The sequence below is a fragment of the Flavobacterium foetidum genome (assembly GCF_004634245.1).
Lineage (GTDB): Bacteria > Bacteroidota > Bacteroidia > Flavobacteriales > Flavobacteriaceae > Flavobacterium > Flavobacterium foetidum.
Genome location: NZ_SJTF01000002.1, coordinates 95,671 through 114,629, shown reverse-complemented (window position 1 = coordinate 114,629; position 18,959 = coordinate 95,671). Strand labels below are relative to the sequence as shown.

Genomic DNA, 18,959 nt, shown 5'->3' with positions numbered 1-18,959 from the left:
GTCGCAGAAAGGAAAACTGTAAATGTGTTATTTACAGTTTTCTTATGATGCGGGTTGTGGAGTGGTATTAATTTAAATCCACTCTCCAGCTACATTGTAATCATCGGGTAGATAAGTAAGATATTGCACCATTCGCGGAGTTTCTCCTCTATTAGGCGTTGCACAATGAGGTAATGTACCGTGCCAGATTATAAAATCTCCTGCATCGCCAGTAATTGGTTTTGGCTTTAAAGTAAGAACTGCCTTGTCTCTAGGATTTTCGCCTAGTTGAATATCGTCAAGCCAATTGTCGATTTGATTATGAAAGCCAGGAACACAGTGAAAAGCGCCATCATTTGGTCCGCAGTCGGTTAAGTAGAGCAGTCCCTGTAATCCTGATGCAAGCGGTTTTTTTAAACTGATATCCCAGTGAAGAGAACTTCCAAGAAAAGTAAAATTTTCGGTTTCAGGCGGATTAAAACTAACTTTATCTATCGTTTTGTAGATTTTGTTGGTCTTATAAAGCTGTTCATAAGCTTTTTTAATTCTCGGCGAAAAACGATTGCGATTCAACGTTTCATGATCTGAAAAATTAAGCATCAGACCTTTTTGATTTTCATGCCGAATGTACCAACTTTCTTTTTGCTCTGGATTCATTTTAAGGTATTCCCAGATGGCATCTTGTGTGTCTTTGCAGTCTTCTTTCGAGATGGCGTTTTTAACCACCACATAGCCGTTTTGGTTCCAGAATTCAAGGTCATGTTCAGAAAGGACATTTTCTGTTAGATCTGTGGTTTCAAAATCAACTCGTTTTCGGTTATTGATCCATGTTTTAAACGTCTCAAAATCGGGTTTTTCAAAATGAATAAACTGCAAAGCATCTTCCATGCCAATTCCTAATTGATACAAGGCCTTAATTTCGTAATCCCAGTTGCTGAAATCTGCATTTGTGTTTTCCGGATTTACGTTGCGTCTCCAAAATTGTTCCAGGATAGTCCACGACATGATTTTTCGATTATAAGTGTGATAAACCCAAAAATACGCGATTTATAGTTTGGTATTCAAAGTAAAAATACCCTTTTTTTGATTTCTGGAAAAACTTTAATGACAATAACCTTTTCCTATAAATAGCAAAAACGGCTACCTTGATAAGGACAGCCGTTTTCTCTTTGGTTACATTATTTTGATTTAATTATTTCCGTAGATTTTTGCGTAAAGATCTTTGTAGATTTCCTTAATGATTTTACGTTTTAATTTTAAAGTCGGAGTTAGTTGTCCTCCGTCTATAGACCAGACATCGGGAGTAAGCTCAAAACGTTTGATTTGTTCCCAGTGACCGAATTTTTTGTTTATTGCTTCAACCTCCTCGTCGATTCTTTTAATGACATCAGGATTTTTACTGATTTCTTCCGTTGAGGTTCCTATATTGATTTTATGGATTTTGGCCCATTCTTTTACAAATTCAAAATTTGGCTGAATAAAGGCAGACGGCATTTTTTCACCTTCACCAACAACCATAATCTGTTCAATAAAACGAGATTGTTTCATTGCATTTTCAGTCATCTGCGGTGCAATGTATTTTCCGCCAGAAGTTTTGAACATTTCTTTTTTACGATCCGTAATTTTAAGGAAGCCTTCGCTGTCGATTTCGCCGATATCTCCCGTATGAAAATAACCGTCTTGTATCGCTTCGGCCGTTTTTTCAGGGTCTTTGTAATAACCTAGCATGACATTTGGTCCTTTCAGCAGGATTTCGCCATCTTCAGCAATTTTAATTTCAAGGTTCTGAATCGGTTTTCCAACAGTACCAATCTTAAAGCCTCGATTTCTTTGATCGTTTACGGCAATTACTGGAGAGGTTTCGGTTAGGCCGTAACCTTCCATCACCGGAATTTCTGCAGCAGCAAAAACTCTTGTTAGACGTGGCTGCAGAGCTGCACTTCCAGAAACCATTAAGTCCAATCTTCCGCCCAAACCTTCTTTCCATTTGCTGAAAATAAGCTTACGAGCGATTTTTAATTGAAATTCATACCAAAAACCATTTGCTCCGTATGGCTCATATTTCAGACCTAAATCAATAGCCCAGAAAAACAGTTTTTTCTTGATGCCAGTAAGTTCGGCTCCTTTCGCATAAATTTTATCGTACACTTTTTCTAAAAGTCTCGGAACAGCAGTAATAACAGTAGGTTTTACTTCTTTTAAGTTGTCACTGATTTTCTCAATAGATTCTCCGAAATAAACCGATACGCCATAATATTGATAAATGTATAAAATCATTCTTTCAAAAATATGACAGATAGGAAGGAAGCTCAAAGCCGTACTGTTTCCAGCGTTAAAAGGAATTCGAGGAGAACTGTCCAGAACGTTTGAAACAATGTTTTTATGAGAAAGCATTACGCCTTTTGGTTTTCCAGTAGTTCCCGAGGTGTAAATGATTGTAGCCAAATCATCTGTTTTAATGCTATCTTTTCTGGCTTCAACTTCGTTTTGGTTGCTTTCATCTGCACCGAGCGTCAAAAGTTCAGACCAGTGTTTGCAGCCTTCAATCTCATCAAAAGAATACACTTCTTTTAGAGAAGGTACATTGGCTTTTATGGCATTTACTTTCTGAAGAACTTCTGTATCAGAAACAAAGCAATAAATGCTTTCGCTATGATTCAATATATATTCGTAATCTTCTTCGGCAATTGTAGGGTATATCGGAACATTTTGTGCAGCTGTCTGCTGGATTCCGATATCCATTATATTCCACTCCGTCCTGTTGTTCGAAGTGATTAAAGCTATTTTATCATCTTTTTGAACACCCATTCGAAGCAGAGCTCTCGAAATGGCATTCGCTTTTGCAATATATTCCTGGCTGGATGTTTTTTCCCAGACTCCATTTTTTTTAGTTGCCAGAGCAACCGGAAGGTTATAAGTTTCTTGTTGATAATAGGGAAAATCAAAAAGGCGTGTGATTGAAACCATGTTTAATATATTGAATTTTATTGCAAATTAAATAAAATTTAGAAATGATTTTTAATTTTATGGAATTTTATCGGAAAATTTACGACTGCTTTAAAAAACAACGAAAACGTTTTCTTTTTGATATGGTTTTCTCTTAAAAAACAAGAAATATTTAATTTGAAATGCTGTTTGAATGCTTATTGAACGTTGTAGTCTTCGTAGACTTTTACTCTTTCGCCCATTAAGAACATTTTTTTCTTCGCAAAATGAATAGAAAACTGCGAGTAACTCCATTCGCTGCTGTCGTTAGGGCGATACCAGAATGTATAAGTGGCGCTATTAAATCCTTCTTTGAAAATAGGCACTCCTTCTTCCGTACATTCGATTCCCCAATTCATCTTTTTTCTGCTTTTATCATCAGATTGTATAAAACCTGTTCCGTCTGGATTTAAAACGGTTATCGGTTCTTTCATGCCAATTGGAGCATAAGTTCCCGGAGCAGGATATCCGATTGTTGTAGTAATAAAACGCGATTTAGAATTGTAGGTGATTTGGTTTACTTCGACTTGCGAAAAGGATTTTGTTGCAAACAAAAAAAATACAGCAAATAGCAGTGAGATGGTTTTCATTTTTGACATAGGTTTAAGTGTTTTTGGGTTGGGGAAAATCTTAACGATTTCGGAGCTAAATATAACGCAAAATTTTAATAGAACCACCCTTAAAAAACACAGGAATCAATTTTTTAATAGTACTGCTTTAGAATTCACTATATACACTGCAAAAAACTGATTTCGCAATAGTTTTTCCTTAATATCAAGAGTTGTATTAAGATATCGTGAAGTTTGGCTAGAATAATTTTAATAGTTTGTTTTGGCACAAATTGCACGAATTTTTACTAATCTTGGTAAAACTAAAAATTCATGAAAATTGGTGAATTCGTGGCTATCAAAAAAAAACGCCCGATAATTCGGGCGCTTTTCATCAAAAATATATTTCTTAGTTTTTCTCGATCCATTTTCTGGCATTAACGAAAGCTTCGTGCCAAGGAGTGTACTCGTCATTTCTGTCGTTTGGATAATAGGCCCAGTTCCATTGGAAAGTAGAGCGCTCAATGTGAGGCATTGTAACCAAATGTCTTCCCGTTTTATCGCACATCATCGCTACATCGTAATGAGAACCGTTCGGATTTGCTGGATAACCTTCATAAGCATATTTAGAAACAATATTGTAGTTTTCTTCACCCATTGGCAAATTAAATTTACCTTCTCCATGAGAAACCCAAACTCCCAAAGTGCTTCCTGCCAAAGTAGACAGCATAACCGAATTATTCTCCTGAATTTTTACAGAAGTAAAGATGCTTTCGTGTTTGTTACTGTCGTTATGCAGCATTTTTCCGTGAACTTCGTGTTCTGGATTAATCACTTCCAATTCCATAAACAACTGGCATCCGTTACAGATTCCGACAGACAGTGTGTCTTCTCTTTTAAAGAAATTATCCAACGCTGTTTTTGCTTTTTCGTTGTACAAGAAAGCTCCAGCCCAACCTTTAGCAGAACCTAAAACGTCTGAGTTAGAGAATCCTCCAACCGCTCCGATAAACTGAATATCTTCAAGTGTTTCACGACCAGAAATTAAATCGGTCATATGAACGTCTTTTACATCAAATCCAGCCAAGTACATAGCATTCGCCATTTCACGCTCAGAATTGCTTCCTTTTTCACGAATAATAGCTGCTTTTGGTCTTGGTTTCGAATTATCGATTACTGGTGCTTTTCCTGTAAAGTGTGCAGGGAAAGTATATTCTAAAACCTGGTTTTTATAGTTTTCAAAACGAGCTTTTGCTGTTCCGTTTTTAGATTGTTTTTGATCTAACAAATAAGAAGTTTCGAACCAAACGTCTCTATAAGTTGGAATATCCAAATTATAAATTCCAAATTCCAAACTTGGTTTGCTTTGAACTGTACCTAATTTGAAGAATTCGATGTTGTTTGCATTTAGTTTAGCTTCAACAGTTGCATCAGATTTTGCTTGGAATACGATTCCGATGTTTTCAGCAAAAAGGATTTTCAACAAGTCTTTTTCTGCAAAAGCAGAGAAATCAATTTTAGCACCCAAATTCACATCAGCAAAACACATTTCTAATAAAGTAGTGATCAAACCGCCGCTTCCGATATCGTGACCTGCTAAGATTTGGCTTTCGCCGATTAATTCCTGAATGGTGTTGAATGCATTTTTAAAGAAAGAAGCGTCTTTAATTGTAGACGTTTCGTTTCCGATCGTATTTCTGATTTGTGCAAAAGAGGAACCTCCAAGTTTGAAATCATCTTGAGACAAATTGATATAATAGATTGAATCTCCGTTTTTCTGTAAAACAGGCTCCACTACTTTTTTAATATCAGTACAGTTTCCAGCAGCAGAAATAATAACCGTTCCAGGCGCAATTACTTCGTCGTTTGGATATTTTTGTTTCATTGAAAGTGAATCTTTTCCAGTTGGAATGTTGATTCCCAATTCAATTGCAAATTCTGAACAACCTTCAACAGCAGCATACAAACGAGCGTCTTCGCCTTCGTTTTTACAAGCCCACATCCAGTTGGCAGATAATGAAATTCCTTTTAATTGATCTTTAATTGGAGCCCAGATAATGTTTGATAACGATTCTGCAATTGCATTTCGAGAACCTGCAACAGGATCAATCAAAGCCGCAATAGGAGCGTGCCCGATAGAAGTTGCAATTCCTTCTTTTCCTAAGAAATCCAAAGCCATTACGCCGACATTGTTCAAAGGCAATTGTAACGGACCCGCATTTTGCTGTTTGGCTACTTTTCCTCCAACACAACGGTCCACTTTATTCGTTAACCAGTCTTTTGAAGCAACTGCCTCTAAACGTAAAACGTCTTTTAAGTAGCTTTCAAAATCTGCACTGTCGTAAGCAACAGCAGCATATTTTCTATCGATAGTTTTATCAGTCATTACCGTTTTTGGAGAACTTCCGAAGAAATCTTCCAAAGCATAATCCATTGGTTTAGAACCGTTAGTTTTGGATTGGAAAGTAAAACGGTGATCTCCCGTTACATCTCCAACTTCGTACATTGGAGAACGCTCTCTATCAGCGATTCTTTGTAATGTATCGATGTCTTTTTGACCAATAACCAATCCCATTCTTTCCTGAGATTCGTTACCGATAATTTCTTTTGCAGAAAGTGTTGGATCTCCAACAGGCAATTTATCTAAATCGATTAAACCTCCAGTTTCTTCCACCAATTCAGAAAGACAGTTTAAGTGTCCGCCAGCTCCGTGATCGTGAATCGAAACAATTGGGTTATTGTCACTTTCTACTAAACCACGAATCGCGTTAGCGGCACGTTTTTGCATTTCCGGGTTTGAACGCTGAATCGCGTTCAACTCAATTCCTGAACCGAAAGCGCCAGTATCTGCAGAAGAAACCGCAGCACCACCCATTCCGATTCTATAATTTTCACCTCCAAGAATTACGATTTTATCGCCTTCTTGTGGTTTCTTTTTGATAGATTGATCTAATTTTCCGTAGCCAATTCCACCCGCTTGCATGATTACTTTATCGTAACCAATTTTTCTGTTTTCTTCTTCGTGTTCAAAAGTTAAAACAGAACCTGTAATAAGTGGCTGACCGAATTTATTTCCGAAATCAGAAGCTCCGTTTGAAGCTTTGATCAAAATATCCATTGGAGTTTGGTACAGCCATTTTCTTTCTTCAACAGCATTTTCCCATTTTCTGTCTTCTTTTAGACGAGAATATGAAGTCATGTAAACAGCAGTTCCAGCTAATGGTAACGATCCTTGTCCGCCCGCTAAACGGTCACGAATTTCTCCTCCTGATCCAGTTGCAGCTCCGTTGAAAGGCTCAACAGTAGTTGGGAAATTGTGTGTTTCGGCTTTTAATGAGATTACAGAATCAAATTCTTTTATTTCGTAAAAATCAGGTTTGTCTGCCGATTTTGGTGCAAATTGCTGCACTTTTGGTCCTTTTACAAAAGCTACGTTGTCTTTATAGGCAGACACAATATCGTTAGGATTTTCCTGAGATGTTTTTTTGATTAATTTGAAAAGAGAAGTTTCTTTTTCTTCGCCATCAATAACAAATGTTCCGTTGAAGATTTTGTGGCGGCAGTGCTCTGAATTCGCTTGTGAGAAAGCAAAAATCTCAGAGTCAGTTAATTTTCTTCCTAGTTTAGTCGAAAGATTGTTTAAATATTCAACTTCTTCTTCGCTTAAAGCCAAACCTTCTACTTTGTTGTAAGCAGCAATATCATCAATCTCCAAAATTGGTTCTGGCTGAATGTTGATAGTGAAGATTTCTTGATCTAATTCATTGAACTTTTGGAAAAGCATTGGGTCAAAATCAGTGAAATCTTCCGTTGCAGGATGAAATTCCTCGATTCTGATAATGCCCGAAATTCCCATGTTTTGAGTAATTTCTACAGCATTTGTACTCCAAGGTGTAATCATAGTTGCGCGTGGTCCAACAAAAAAACCTGCCAATGCAGATTTCTCGATCTTATTCGCGTCGGCAAAAAGCCAGTTTAATTTTGAAATGTCTTGAGCTGAAATTTCGTTTTGCGTTTGTACGGCAAAAACAGTTTTGCTTTGGTTTTCAAAGAAATGGATCATTTGTGTAGTTTGTTGTATTGAGCTGCAAATTTAGTGTAAATAAATAGTAAGCGCAAATTTGAAAACCATCTCTTTAGAAAAAAAATGAAATTGCTTTTTTCTTGCATTTTTTCTACCAAAAAGACGCAAAATCAAGAGGTTTCGGTCTTTGGTAAAATTTAAAGATTTACTAAATTTTCTTTTTTGATATGTTCTGTAATATTAAACTTTTAGAAGAAAAAAAATAAAAATTTAAAGTTCATAAATGTAATGTCTTTAGATGAATGGATTTGCAAAAATTACGAAATCAGGGAATGATCAAAAAGTATAAATTTTGAAAAAATAATTTTAACCAAACGACAATTGTAGTAATTTTCTTTTTTTTTAAGTATGTTTTGTCATTTCGACGAAGGAGAAATCTTCGTAAGTAGCTCCGCAACGATAATCCAATCTTTGTCGAGCTTCTCGTGGAGATTTCTCCTTCGTCGAAATGACAAATTTGGCGGAATATTGTATAAAAAGCTTCGCGACTTCACGACTTTTTGAGCAAAAAAACTTTGTGCCTTAGCGGCAAAAAAAAACTACTTAGAAAAATCCTGAGTTTGATAAGCACCCAAATCAGGTGGAGAAGTTCTAGTAATTCCTAAAATATCCAACGGAATTGCATAGGCCTGATTCCCTTTCGCAAAAGCGGCAGAAGTTTTATCAATATTAAATTTGTTTTCAGAAGGTTTATAGAATTTCGGATTCTCGTTTAGAATAATATTGTTATAATGTTCCGTATCGGTCTTAAATTGATACAAAGGATTGGAAGACGAACTGCTGAATTTTAATAAACAGTTGTTCAGCTGATATACAAATGCAGCATTTGCATTTTTGGAAAGATTGAACTCATTAATTCCCGATCCGTAAATTATGCAGTTGTTGAAGATGGCTTTCGTGAGCGGATTTGCTTCCGGACTAGCGCCAGCCAAAGAATTACTAATGTTGACGGCAAACTGCGAACTACTAGGCCAATTGTTGTTGAAGGTGCAATGCGTAAAACTATAACTTCCTCCGTAAACACATGAAAGAGAGGCTAAACCACTGTAGTTGATTACAATATTTACGCCGTTTATTTCTGAATTTTGGGCTAAGATTCCATATTGAGCGCAGTTGTAAATCTGTGTGTTTTGAATCAAAATCGGATTGTTTTGGGTTTGGATGTCCAAACCAATCACAGCATTTTTTAAGGTCAAATGATTGATTGTGTTGTTTTTGCTTTCTTTTGAAAGAATTACAGATTTCCATTGCCCCGGAATATCGGAATAAAGTGATTCTAAACGATCTCCTTCAAAAACTACTTCATTTTCGAGTTTTTCCGTTGTTGAAGCTGTTCCATCGATTTGAAGCGAGGCATTTTTTCCGACATATAATCCTGAGTTGGCATGAAAATGAACTCTCGCCCCAGCATTAAAAGTCACAGTTTTATCTTCAGGAACTCCAGCGTAACCGTAAATGACATAAGGTTTCTGATTTGTAAAAACCAATTCATTTCCGTTTTCGGAATCGTTTTCATTCAAGTAAAATCCATCAACAGCTTTGCCGTCAATTTGGATTTTCTCTTTTGTTCCGTCGGGATTTTGTTTTGGAAACAAAAATACAGCATCCTGAATCAAAGTCACCAAGGCTACTTCCTGTAGATTAACACCGCTGTCAAACTGAATTTCATCGGTATATAAAAAATCAGTAGGATTGGCATCGGTAATGTCGGCGGTAGTTTCTATAAAAATGTAGAGGCTGTCTTTCGCCAAAAGCGTGACGTTGTTAAAAATTTTCCCGTTGTTGCCACTCATTCCGTCAACGGTCATACGGTATTTTGACGTTAAGCCTTTTTTTAGCTGTATAATCGGAATCGAAATATCATTTTTGCTTCGGTTGTAAACTTTTAACTGATAAGTGCTCGAACCGATGTTTTTAAAAACGGTATCCAAATAAACCGTGTCTTTGGAAAACTTCAAATCTCCAGTACTGGCAACAGTATCAAAGTCAGTTCTACACGAACTAAAAGCCAAAATTATTCCGAGAATTAAAAGTGCAAAGTATTGACGCATTTGAATGTTTTTTTTAGCCGCAGATTAAAAGGATTGAAAAGATTTTTTGCCACCAATTACACGAATTTTCACGAATTAAATTGAATAAAAATTTGTGAAAATTTGTGCAATTACTTCGTCTGTCCCTTCGGTCGAGTCGTGGCTATTTCAAAAAAAAATCTGTGGCAAAAAAAAGCCAAAGATTGATTTCGATTGTTTTTGTAAAAATAACAAAAAACCTACACCTTTAAAGTCGAATTTTAAATTTTAGAATCCGATTTTAGATTTGTGTGTTATCTTTCTTTAATTTTACGATTTTAAAGATTATTTTAATGAATTATACAAAAGAACAGATTTTAGCGCGATGCAATGAGTTTTCTAAAAATACATTGATGGAAACGCTGAAAATTGAATATATCGACGCCGGCGAAGATTTTTTAACTGCAAAAATGCCTGTAAATCCAAGTGTTCATCAACCCATGGGATTATTGCACGGCGGTGCTTCTGTAGCTTTGGCGGAAAGTGTAGGGAGTGCGGCTTCTTTCTTTTTTATCAATCCGAAAGAGCAGGAGGTAAGAGGCATCGAAATTTCTGCCAATCATCTTAAGAGTATTCGTGAGGGTTATGTTTTTGGTACGGCCAGAATTATTCATAAAGGAAGAAGTTTGCATCTTTGGGAAATTAAAATTACAGATGAAGCCGGAAACTTGGTTTCGCTTTGCAAATTGACCAATATGGTTTTGGAAAGAAAGAAAAGTGAGTAAAGTATGAATCCATTTTTCTTAAAAATTAAAAACCACAAAGAGCAGAATTTGCCTTTTGTTCTTTATTCTAAGCCCAATACTGACAATCTTATTGGTGTTTTGCAACAAAATAGTACTTTGCATACCGTTTCAGATTACAGTGAAAAAGGATTTGTTTTTGCTTCTTTTGATGAAAAACAATTAATCTTAATTCCGGAAAACGAATCGGAGGTTATTATTTCAGAAAAACAACCCACTTTGTTTGAATCAATTGAAATAGATGATTTGGTTTTTGATCCAGAATCTAAATTTCAATATGAATATTTAGTGGCACAAGGAATCCAAGCCATTAAAAATGAAGAATTCAAAAAAGTGGTTTTGTCTAGAAGCGAGGAAGTCGCTTTGGCTGCATTTGATTTTGTCGAAACTTTTCAGCATTTAGTGCAACTGTATCCAGCAACTTTTTGCTACTGTTTCTTTCATCCAAAAATTGGGCTTTGGATGGGAGCTACTCCCGAAAAACTGCTAAAAGCCAACGGAAATGTTTTTGAAACCATGGCTTTGGCAGGAACGCAGAAAGATAACTTGCAATCTGAAATTGTTTGGCAGCAAAAAGAAAAAGACGAACAGCAATTTGTAACCGATTTTATTGTAAAAAGACTTCGCGAATTTACGGCTTCGGTTATAGTTTCGGAGCCTTACAGTTTGAAGGCTGGTTCGATTTGGCATATTAAAACCGATATATCGGGAGTCTTAAAAGAAAATTCGACTTTAGAAGAAGTGATCGACACCTTGCATCCAACTCCAGCTGTTTGCGGGCTTCCTAAAAAGAAATCGAAAGCATTTATTTTAGAAAATGAAAATTACGACCGAACTTTTTACACAGGTTTTCTAGGCGAATTGAACAGCACTTTTGGCGAAACAGAAACCAGTTCTGATTTATTTGTAAATTTACGATGCATGCAGATTCAGGACGAAAAAGCGATTTTATACATGGGCTGCGGTGTCACAAAAGAAAGTATTCCCGAAAAAGAATGGGAGGAAAGCGTCAACAAATCGATGACGATGAAAAGAGTATTGAAAAAATAGTTTCATGTTTAAAGTTTCAAGTTGTTGGCATGTTTGTTCAACCGCAAAGTTCGCAAAGATTTACGCTAAGAACGCTAAATTTTTTAGTTGCAAACCTTGCGTAAATCTTTGCGATCTTTGCGGTTAAATTATGTCCAAGCAACTTGAAACCTGAAACCTGAAACAAAACAAACAAAAAACAAATGAAACTAGACATATTAGCCTTTGGAGCACATCCAGACGACGTTGAATTGGGTTGTGCGGGAACCATTTTAAAAGAAGTGTCACTTGGTAAAAAAGTGGGTATCGTAGATTTGACGCGCGGAGAATTAGGAACCAGAGGTTCTGCCGAAATCCGTGATGAAGAAGCTAAAGCTGCTGCGGCTATCTTAGGAGTTGTGGTGCGTGAAAATCTACGTATGCGTGATGGCTTTTTTGTGAATGACGAAAAACATCAATTAGAGGTCATAAAAATGATTCGAAAATACAGACCAGAAATTGTATTATGCAACGCAATCGACGATCGCCATATCGATCACGGAAAAGGAAGCAAACTCGTTTCTGATGCCTGTTTTTTATCGGGTTTGATGAAAATCGAAACTTCTGTTGGTGGAGAGAAACAAGAAGCGTGGAGACCAAAATTGGTGTATCATTATATTCAGTGGAAAAACATCGAACCTGATTTTGTTGTGGATATTACAGGTTTCGAAAAGAAAAAAATAGAAGCGATTGCGGCTTACAAAACGCAGTTTTACGACCCGGATTCAAAAGAACCCGCTACGCCGATTACAAGTAAAAACTTTTTTGAAAGCTTGAATTATCGTGCGCAGGACTTAGGAAGGCTGGTTGGTAAAGATTTCGCTGAAGGATTTACTGTTGAAAGGTGTTTGGCAGTCAATAGTTTAGAGAATTTGATTTAATTTTTATGAAATTTTTTCATTTTTTTCTTTGTAGAACTCAACCTTTGTTCTATATTTGCACTCGCTAAGCAAAAATGGTGGTTGTAGCTCAGCTGGTTAGAGTAGCGGTTTGTGGTGCCGCGGGTCGCCGGTTCGAACCCGGTCAGCCACCCAGATTTAAAGCCTTGAAGAAATTCAAGGCTTTTTTTGTGCTTTTTTTTTTGAACCATATAAGTTATATAAGTTCATTTTAAATGGATCAGGAATCAATGGCAAAAGTTGAGGATTAGGCAAAAGATTGCATAATCTGAATAGAAAAAAGGCTCAAAAACTATTAACTAGATAGTAAAGTGATACCTGAGAAACTAAACTTTCAGTATATCAAATATAGCCAGCGGTTTCAACCGCTGGAACGCAACGCTATCACAACGCTTGTATACATTCACCCGCATGGTTGAAACCGCTGATTATGTTTTCATATATTGATGGATAATTTAGAGGAAGGGAAAATTATATAGGTTCGTCAAGTTTCTAATCTTGCTAGAATTTGAAATTAAAAATATTGGAAATTAAAAAAGCACAACCGCTAAGTTGTGCCTTTTCTGGTGGTTATTATATTTGGCTTAATGTATTATCTAATTTCTTCAAATGTATTTCCTTGTGTGATATCGCCTGTTTTAAAGCCTTTTTTAAACCAGTACATCCTTTGTTCGGATGTTCCGTGTGTAAAAGAATCCGGTACAACATGTCCCTGCATTTTGCTCTGTATCGCATCGTCGCCAACTGCATTTGCGGCACTCAAAGCTTCATCAATATCGCCAGAATCTAAATTTTCCTGATTGTAGTGAGCCCATACGCCAGCATAAAAATCTGCCTGAAGTTCTAGTGCAACAGAAAGTTTATTGGCTTCTGCCTCGCTTTTTCCCTGTTGATCCTGACGCATTTTTGCGGATGTTCCTAACAAGGTTTGAATGTGATGTCCAATTTCATGGGCAATTACATACGCAATGGCAAAATCGCCTCCTTTTGCGCCGAATTTGGTTTTTAGTTCATCAAAAAAGCCTAAATCCATATAGACTTTGCGGTCTCCTGGACAATAAAACGGTCCAGATGCAGACGAAGCGCCACCGCAGGCAGTTTGTACAGAGCCTCTAAAAAGAACCAATTTTGGTTTTTCGTAGGTCATTACGTTTTCTTCAAAAATCTTGCTCCAGATATCTTCGTTGTCTGCAAGAACAACTTTGACAAAATTACCAAGTTCTTCATCTTCTTTGCTTAAAGGAACTGCAGTTTCTGTCTGGTTTTGTCCGCCCTGTATTTGTTCTAGCGCAGATCCTACAGCCTGACCAGTTTCTCCTCCAAATACGTTTAGCAACAAAATAATTATACCTATGATTCCGCCTCCAATAACAGCTTTTCCTCCCGAGATTGACCTTCGGTCTTCAACATTATCACTTTGTCTTCTGCCTAACCATTTCATACTGTGTCTTTTGCTTTTATTTATGATTTTTGATATACGAATGTATGTATTTTTTTATGAATATCGTGTTAACAATACAGAATAAGTTTTTAAAGAAAGTTCTATTCAGCTAAAAATATTTTGTTGCATTATTTCAGCCATTTTATCAATGCTTCTTCTACCGTTCCTTTCATGATGGGCTTAGAAATATAATCATCCATACCTGCAGAAATACATTTGTTTCGTTCTTCTTTTTCGGCTCCAGCGGTTACAGCTATTATCGGGATGTCTCTACCTTTTGGTGTATTTCTAATGGCTTTTGTGGTTTCATAACCGTTCATAATCGGCATTTGTATATCCATAAAAACCAAGGTCGGATTGATGTTTTCAAATTGCTGTACGGCCTCATAGCCATTTTCACATTCAAATATAAAGGCGTTATTATAGAGGTTTTTGATAATAGTTTTTAAAAGCAGCATATTAACTTTATTGTCTTCGACAATCAAAAAGGTGATCAATTTATCGTTGCTTTCATTGTTTTCAGGGTCTATATCCAAATTAAGGCTTTTAAGTTCTGCGTTGTATTTATCATTAATGCTTTGATCGCTGGTTTTTAGATTCAAATCAAAATAAAAATTACTGCCTTCTCCGATTTTGCTTTCCAGCTGTAAGCGGCTTTCCATTAAGGCAAGAAGCTGGTTTGAAATAGTTAGGCCAAGTCCGGTTCCGCCAAATTTTCTGGTGGTTGAGCTGTCTTCTTGCGAAAAGGCTTTGAAAATTTTCTTTTGGTTTTTTTCTAGAATTCCAATACCAGTATCAAGAACCGAGAATCGAATTACGCAGTTGTTGTTTTTGTTTTTCTCTAGTACCGATACATTTAATTTAATAGAACCTTCATTGGTGAATTTTACTGCGTTTGACAGCAAATTAATCAGGATTTGTTTGATTCTGACAATATCTGTCCAGATGTATTTCGGCACATCAGAATCGATATTCAATTCTAGTTTGAGGTTCTTTTGATTAGATTCGTAAACAATTAAGTCGAAAACCTGACCTAAGACTTTTTGTACATCATAGAGATCGATAAACAATTCTAGTTTGCCGGCTTCAATCTTTGAAAAATCTAGGATATCATTGATGATTTCAAGCAACGAATGTGCTGATTGGTTGATGGTTGTCATGTACTTTTCCTGAATTTCCTCGAGTTCCGTTTTCATTAATAAATGTGTAAAACCGATGATTCCATTGAGCGGGGTTCTGATTTCGTGAGACATCTTTGCCAAGAAGTCCGATTTTGATTTGTTTGCGGCTTCGGCGAGCTGTTTAGCTTTTATGGCGTCTTCAATTTCTTTTTTATTGGTGATGTCAAAGTAAATTCCGCCTACAAATTCAATTTCGTCTTCTTTTTTGATCACATCACCAAACTCTTCCACCCAGATGTATTCGCCTGTTTTTCGTTTAATTCTATAAACATTATGCAACGGAATTCCTTTCTGGAGGTTATCGATTTGATTGTTGATTACTTCATCTTTATCATCATGATGAATCAACGAAAGAAAGGACAAATTATTTTCGATAAATTCAGATTTTGAATAGCCAGTTAGGTTTAGAACTTCATCATTAAGGAAAATTTTAGTCGAAAAAGCGTCAAACTTAGACAAATAGACCGTTCCTGGAATATTGTTCGCAATAAGTTTGAATTTTTCTTCGCTTTCAATAATTTTATTCTCGTTCCGATTTCTCTCTAAGGCCGATGAAATGTTATTGGCCAAAACCTGAAAGATATAGATTTCTTCTTCAGACCATTTTCGTTCCTTAAAGCAATCATCAAAACCAATAAATCCCATAAAAACATCATTGATGTAAAGCGGCAGAATAAGGATTGATTTGATTTCGTTATCTATTAAAAGCTGCTTAAAAAAGCCGTCTTTAAGTTTTCTTGTAAATGTGTTAAGGATTTTTTTGTTTTGTGCCGATTCGTAAATTTCCTTCAGGTTCTCTGGCGTCATGTGTCTTAAAGGCGTAATCTGATGTCTTACACCTTCTCTAGACCATTTGTATTTTTGGCTTACAGTATCAGTCAGGAAATCTCTTTCGTAATAATACATATGATCTACTTTGGCTGCTTTTCCGATAAGGTCATAGGTTTCCTGAAACATCTGTTGTGTGCTTTTGCTCAAAAGAAATTTCTCGGTACAAAGCGAAAGCGCATACAAGAGCTGGCTTTTGAACTCCAGTCTTCTTTCGGCTTCTAAACGCATTTGAGACGAAATGGCAAGCGATATTACATCTGAGATGGTTCGGGCATAATTAATATCTTCATTGTCCCATTCTCTTTTTTGTTCGGTGCTTTCAAAACAAACCACGCCGGCCAGTTGCCCATTCAAGAAAATAGGAACGTCAAGCATTGATTTAATGTTGTTTTTGGTAAAATATAATATCTCAAATTCGGAGGTTTCTAGTTTATTGAAAACGTCCGGAGCGTTAATAATCGCCTTATTGTTTAAAGTTTCAAAATAAATAGGATAAGATTCTTTGTTTAAGATGTTTTTGTCTGAAATATTCTGATTGTCAAGGCTAAACAGGTTTTTGCAAGTTATGACGTCTTTGTTGTATTTCCAGAAACTTACCCGATTGGAAGCGCTAACATTTGAAGCTTCTTCAATAATAAGGTCTATTACCGTATTTAGGTTATCGTATTGGCTGAAATCGGTTGTAGAAAGTTTTTTGGTTGAGTTATTGTACGCTTCTATTTTTTTAAGACGTCTTTTTTTCTCGTTTTCTATATTTTTTATTTCGGTAATATCCCGCGCAATTCCAGAATAGCCCAGTGTTTGCCCTAAATCATTTTTACGGACAATGATTTTTTGTGAAATCCAGATTTCGCCTCCATCTTTTCGTAGAACGGGAATTTCGATTACCGGAAAATTGTTTTCGTTCAGTTGTAAATTTTCGTAAAAATGAACAGCATTCGTTAGATAACTTTCGTGAATGAAATTAGAATAATGCTGCTTTATGATTTCATTTTCTGAATATCCCAGAATAGAATAGGCAAACTCATTTATAAAAGTAAAATAACCGTCGGCATCAATTTCAAAAATAATATCTGTCGCGGTCTGTATAAGATTTTTGTATTGGTCTTGCACAATAATCTGTTCTGTAACATCTTGTCCGATGCTGATAATCAAGTCGTCAGAAAATTTCTTGTCTTTCCACTGAATGTATTTGTATTCGCCGTTTTCTGCTTTTAATTTTTTTATGTAAAGCTTGTTCTCTTCGGCGTTTATCGGATTTAATTTTTCTGTGGAGTCCGATTCTTGCGTCAGTTTCCAGAATTTCAAGCCAAGCACTTCTTCAGGCTGATATCCTAAAATGGAAGTAATGGTCTCACTACAGAATAAAATTTCGCCTTTTTGGTTAGATGCGATGGTTAGTGAATTTCCTTTGTGGACAATTTCGCTGGCAAATCTGAAATTGTCTTTGTTGTTCTGAAGTACCGCATATTTTACCTGATTGATTATGAAAATAAGAATGCAGAAATTTATCAATAAAACAGATGATTTTATAGGGATTAGCTGAAATGAGACCATTACCAGCAGAAAAGTAAAAACAAGGGCCACAAACAACCAGTAAATCTGTATGGGTTTTAAGACACTGTACGAAAAGAAAAACGATATCAGGAAAACAATTATCGGAACAACATCCTTGGGAAGAAAAATGATGTTGCAGGCCACATAACCCATGTAAATGAAAAAGCAAAAAATAAAAATCTGCCGAATTTGTTCTCGCAGCCATTGTATCCTGTCGGTTATGGCATAAATGACAAGAACCGAAATCCCAATTGAGACATTTAAAACCAACAAGCTTTTTGGCCTAATTTTAAATATTTCGTTAATGATTTCAATTACGATTACAGCAATTCCAAAGAATAAAGCGTAAAGCTGGTATTCTCTAGTTATCGTTTCTTCTTCCTTGTTTTTTTCTATGAAGTTGCCAATCTTTGCCTTTATCCTGAAAAACTGATAAATCAATAATGACAGAAAGCCAAAGAGTGATAATCCTAAAAAGATCAGTTTAGGATTATTGTAAAAAATAATGTCTGAATTGAATGCATACCAGTTTGTCATAATTGATTTTAGGCCACCGCCTAAATCGGCAGTTCCTGAAACCAATAAAGTAATTAAACTATAGTATGCGACCATAGAATCGTGGTATTTTTGGTTTGTTTAATAGCATTGTCGAGCTATCTAGAAAAAGGTGGTCAGTCTTCCGTAACTAGATTTTTCAATATTTATAATCAGATTCGCCAATAGAATCGATAGGATCTTTTTTTGTGTTTTCGACTTCAAAAATTGCAAAATAAACTGCGTATGTTACCGACGTATTAAAAACTGCAGTAAAAATTATTCCGATGCAACATCCAAAAAAACCTACCATAGAACCAAAAAAGCCTACAATGAAAAAAGCGAATATGATGATAGGATCTTTGGTTACTATTGCAATACTCCCTTTTATCGCATCTATAGCTCTCAGATTACCAAATACGATTAGCGGAATTGTTAGAAACATGAAATAAGATATGATAAACGAAATCAGGTTGCCAACCAAAAGCACACCAATACTGTCTAAAAAATTAGCGATTGAAGTTCCTATCAGAGTCGGAAGAAAAGCCGCAATAAAAATTTGTGGAAAATAAGGAGCTTTATAGTAAGTGAAGATGGTAGAAACGTTAAACGAGATATCCTGATCGGCAGAATCTGCCATTTTAAGAAATCCTGCGCCAAAAGGAGCTGCCAATGCTGTTATAAAAGAGACAGCTGCTGTTGAAAAAATCAGTTCTACATATGTAAGGTTCTGCGGGTCAAATTTTTCAATAAAATCTTTAGAGATGTTTTCTACTCCTAGATACGTTGCAAGTCCTGCCATTACGGCCATACCAAAAAATATGGAGAATACTAAAATAATAAGTCCAGAGTAAAGAGCTATTTTTTTGTAATTTTCAAATGCGTGAGTAAAAACAGTTGAAAAATCTAGAGAATAGCCATTTCTTTTAATGTCCTCAATTCGAGAAAGTGTAGATTTCATTGGTAACGTAAAATTGTTTTATAAACAGTGTTTTAATTGATAAACTTGACGTAAATATAATATTTTTAATCAATTCTTT

General features: G+C 35.9%; 11 protein-coding genes and 1 tRNA gene. 4 read left to right on the top strand and 8 right to left on the bottom strand.

What is annotated here, in order from left to right; genetic code table 11:
- Positions 1–72: 72 nt before the first annotated feature.
- The 5 genes from E0W73_RS02850 to E0W73_RS02830 all read right to left on the bottom strand — a co-directional run bounded on the left by E0W73_RS02850 (position 73) and on the right by E0W73_RS02830 (position 9,647).
- A complete protein-coding gene (locus tag E0W73_RS02850; protein WP_135220584.1) occupies positions 73–984 on the bottom strand; it encodes a phytanoyl-CoA dioxygenase family protein in 912 nt (303 codons plus the stop codon).
- Between the two features lie 183 nt (positions 985–1,167).
- Positions 1,168–2,946: an AMP-dependent synthetase/ligase gene (locus tag E0W73_RS02845; protein WP_135220583.1), complete on the bottom strand. Its 1,779-nt coding sequence runs from the start codon at positions 2,944–2,946 to the stop codon at positions 1,168–1,170.
- Between the two features lie 176 nt (positions 2,947–3,122).
- Positions 3,123–3,554 (bottom strand): hypothetical protein, encoded by a 432-nt coding sequence (locus tag E0W73_RS02840; RefSeq protein WP_135220582.1) that lies wholly within the window; start codon positions 3,552–3,554, stop codon positions 3,123–3,125.
- A gap of 367 nt (positions 3,555–3,921) precedes the next feature.
- Positions 3,922–7,575 (bottom strand): phosphoribosylformylglycinamidine synthase, encoded by a 3,654-nt coding sequence (gene purL, locus E0W73_RS02835; protein WP_135220581.1) that lies wholly within the window; start codon positions 7,573–7,575, stop codon positions 3,922–3,924.
- Positions 7,576–8,135: 560 nt separating this feature from the next.
- Positions 8,136–9,647 carry a hypothetical protein gene (locus E0W73_RS02830; protein ID WP_135220580.1) on the bottom strand — a complete coding sequence of 504 codons (1,512 nt, stop codon included), beginning with the start codon at positions 9,645–9,647 and terminating at the stop codon, positions 8,136–8,138.
- A gap of 311 nt (positions 9,648–9,958) precedes the next feature.
- Here E0W73_RS02830 and E0W73_RS02825 point away from each other — a divergent pair, with 311 nt between their 5' ends.
- The 4 genes from E0W73_RS02825 to E0W73_RS02810 all read left to right on the top strand — a co-directional run bounded on the left by E0W73_RS02825 (position 9,959) and on the right by E0W73_RS02810 (position 12,508).
- Positions 9,959–10,390: a PaaI family thioesterase gene (locus tag E0W73_RS02825; protein WP_091133225.1), complete on the top strand. Its 432-nt coding sequence runs from the start codon at positions 9,959–9,961 to the stop codon at positions 10,388–10,390.
- A 3-nt stretch (positions 10,391–10,393) separates the two neighbouring features.
- Positions 10,394–11,458, top strand: coding sequence for a chorismate-binding protein (locus tag E0W73_RS02820; protein ID WP_135220579.1), 1,065 nt, complete (start codon positions 10,394–10,396; stop codon positions 11,456–11,458).
- A gap of 182 nt (positions 11,459–11,640) precedes the next feature.
- Positions 11,641–12,357, top strand: coding sequence for a bacillithiol biosynthesis deacetylase BshB1 (bshB1, locus tag E0W73_RS02815; protein WP_135220578.1), 717 nt, complete (start codon positions 11,641–11,643; stop codon positions 12,355–12,357).
- Positions 12,358–12,434: 77 nt separating this feature from the next.
- A tRNA-His gene (locus E0W73_RS02810) sits at positions 12,435–12,508 on the top strand.
- 459 nt (positions 12,509–12,967) lie between these two features.
- Here E0W73_RS02810 and ypfJ read toward each other — a convergent pair.
- From ypfJ to E0W73_RS02795, 3 genes are all read right to left on the bottom strand, one after another.
- Positions 12,968–13,816: a KPN_02809 family neutral zinc metallopeptidase gene (ypfJ, locus tag E0W73_RS02805; RefSeq protein ID WP_135220577.1), complete on the bottom strand. Its 849-nt coding sequence runs from the start codon at positions 13,814–13,816 to the stop codon at positions 12,968–12,970.
- Positions 13,817–13,944: 128 nt separating this feature from the next.
- On the bottom strand, positions 13,945–17,997 hold the full coding sequence (locus E0W73_RS02800) for a PAS domain S-box protein (protein WP_135220576.1): 4,053 nt from the start codon (positions 17,995–17,997) through the stop codon (positions 13,945–13,947).
- Positions 17,998–18,079: 82 nt separating this feature from the next.
- Complete coding sequence (locus tag E0W73_RS02795; RefSeq protein WP_135220575.1) at positions 18,080–18,880, bottom strand: hypothetical protein; 801 nt, start codon at positions 18,878–18,880, stop codon at positions 18,080–18,082.
- Positions 18,881–18,959: the final 79 nt, after the last annotated feature.

Excerpts from the sequence above, each read along its gene's own strand:
- E0W73_RS02850 (WP_135220584.1), bottom strand. The coding sequence starts at position 984 with ATGTCGTGGACTATCCTGGAACAATTTTGGAGACGCAACGTAAATCCG.
- E0W73_RS02845 (WP_135220583.1), bottom strand. The coding sequence starts at position 2,946 with ATGGTTTCAATCACACGCCTTTTTGATTTTCCCTATTATCAACAAGAA.
- E0W73_RS02840 (WP_135220582.1), bottom strand. The coding sequence starts at position 3,554 with ATGAAAACCATCTCACTGCTATTTGCTGTATTTTTTTTGTTTGCAACA.
- purL (WP_135220581.1), bottom strand. The coding sequence starts at position 7,575 with ATGATCCATTTCTTTGAAAACCAAAGCAAAACTGTTTTTGCCGTACAA.
- E0W73_RS02830 (WP_135220580.1), bottom strand. The coding sequence starts at position 9,647 with ATGCGTCAATACTTTGCACTTTTAATTCTCGGAATAATTTTGGCTTTT.
- E0W73_RS02825 (WP_091133225.1), top strand. The coding sequence starts at position 9,959 with ATGAATTATACAAAAGAACAGATTTTAGCGCGATGCAATGAGTTTTCT.
- E0W73_RS02820 (WP_135220579.1), top strand. The coding sequence starts at position 10,394 with ATGAATCCATTTTTCTTAAAAATTAAAAACCACAAAGAGCAGAATTTG.
- bshB1 (WP_135220578.1), top strand. The coding sequence starts at position 11,641 with ATGAAACTAGACATATTAGCCTTTGGAGCACATCCAGACGACGTTGAA.
- ypfJ (WP_135220577.1), bottom strand. The coding sequence starts at position 13,816 with ATGAAATGGTTAGGCAGAAGACAAAGTGATAATGTTGAAGACCGAAGG.
- E0W73_RS02800 (WP_135220576.1), bottom strand. The coding sequence starts at position 17,997 with ATGGTCGCATACTATAGTTTAATTACTTTATTGGTTTCAGGAACTGCC.
- E0W73_RS02795 (WP_135220575.1), bottom strand. The coding sequence starts at position 18,880 with ATGAAATCTACACTTTCTCGAATTGAGGACATTAAAAGAAATGGCTAT.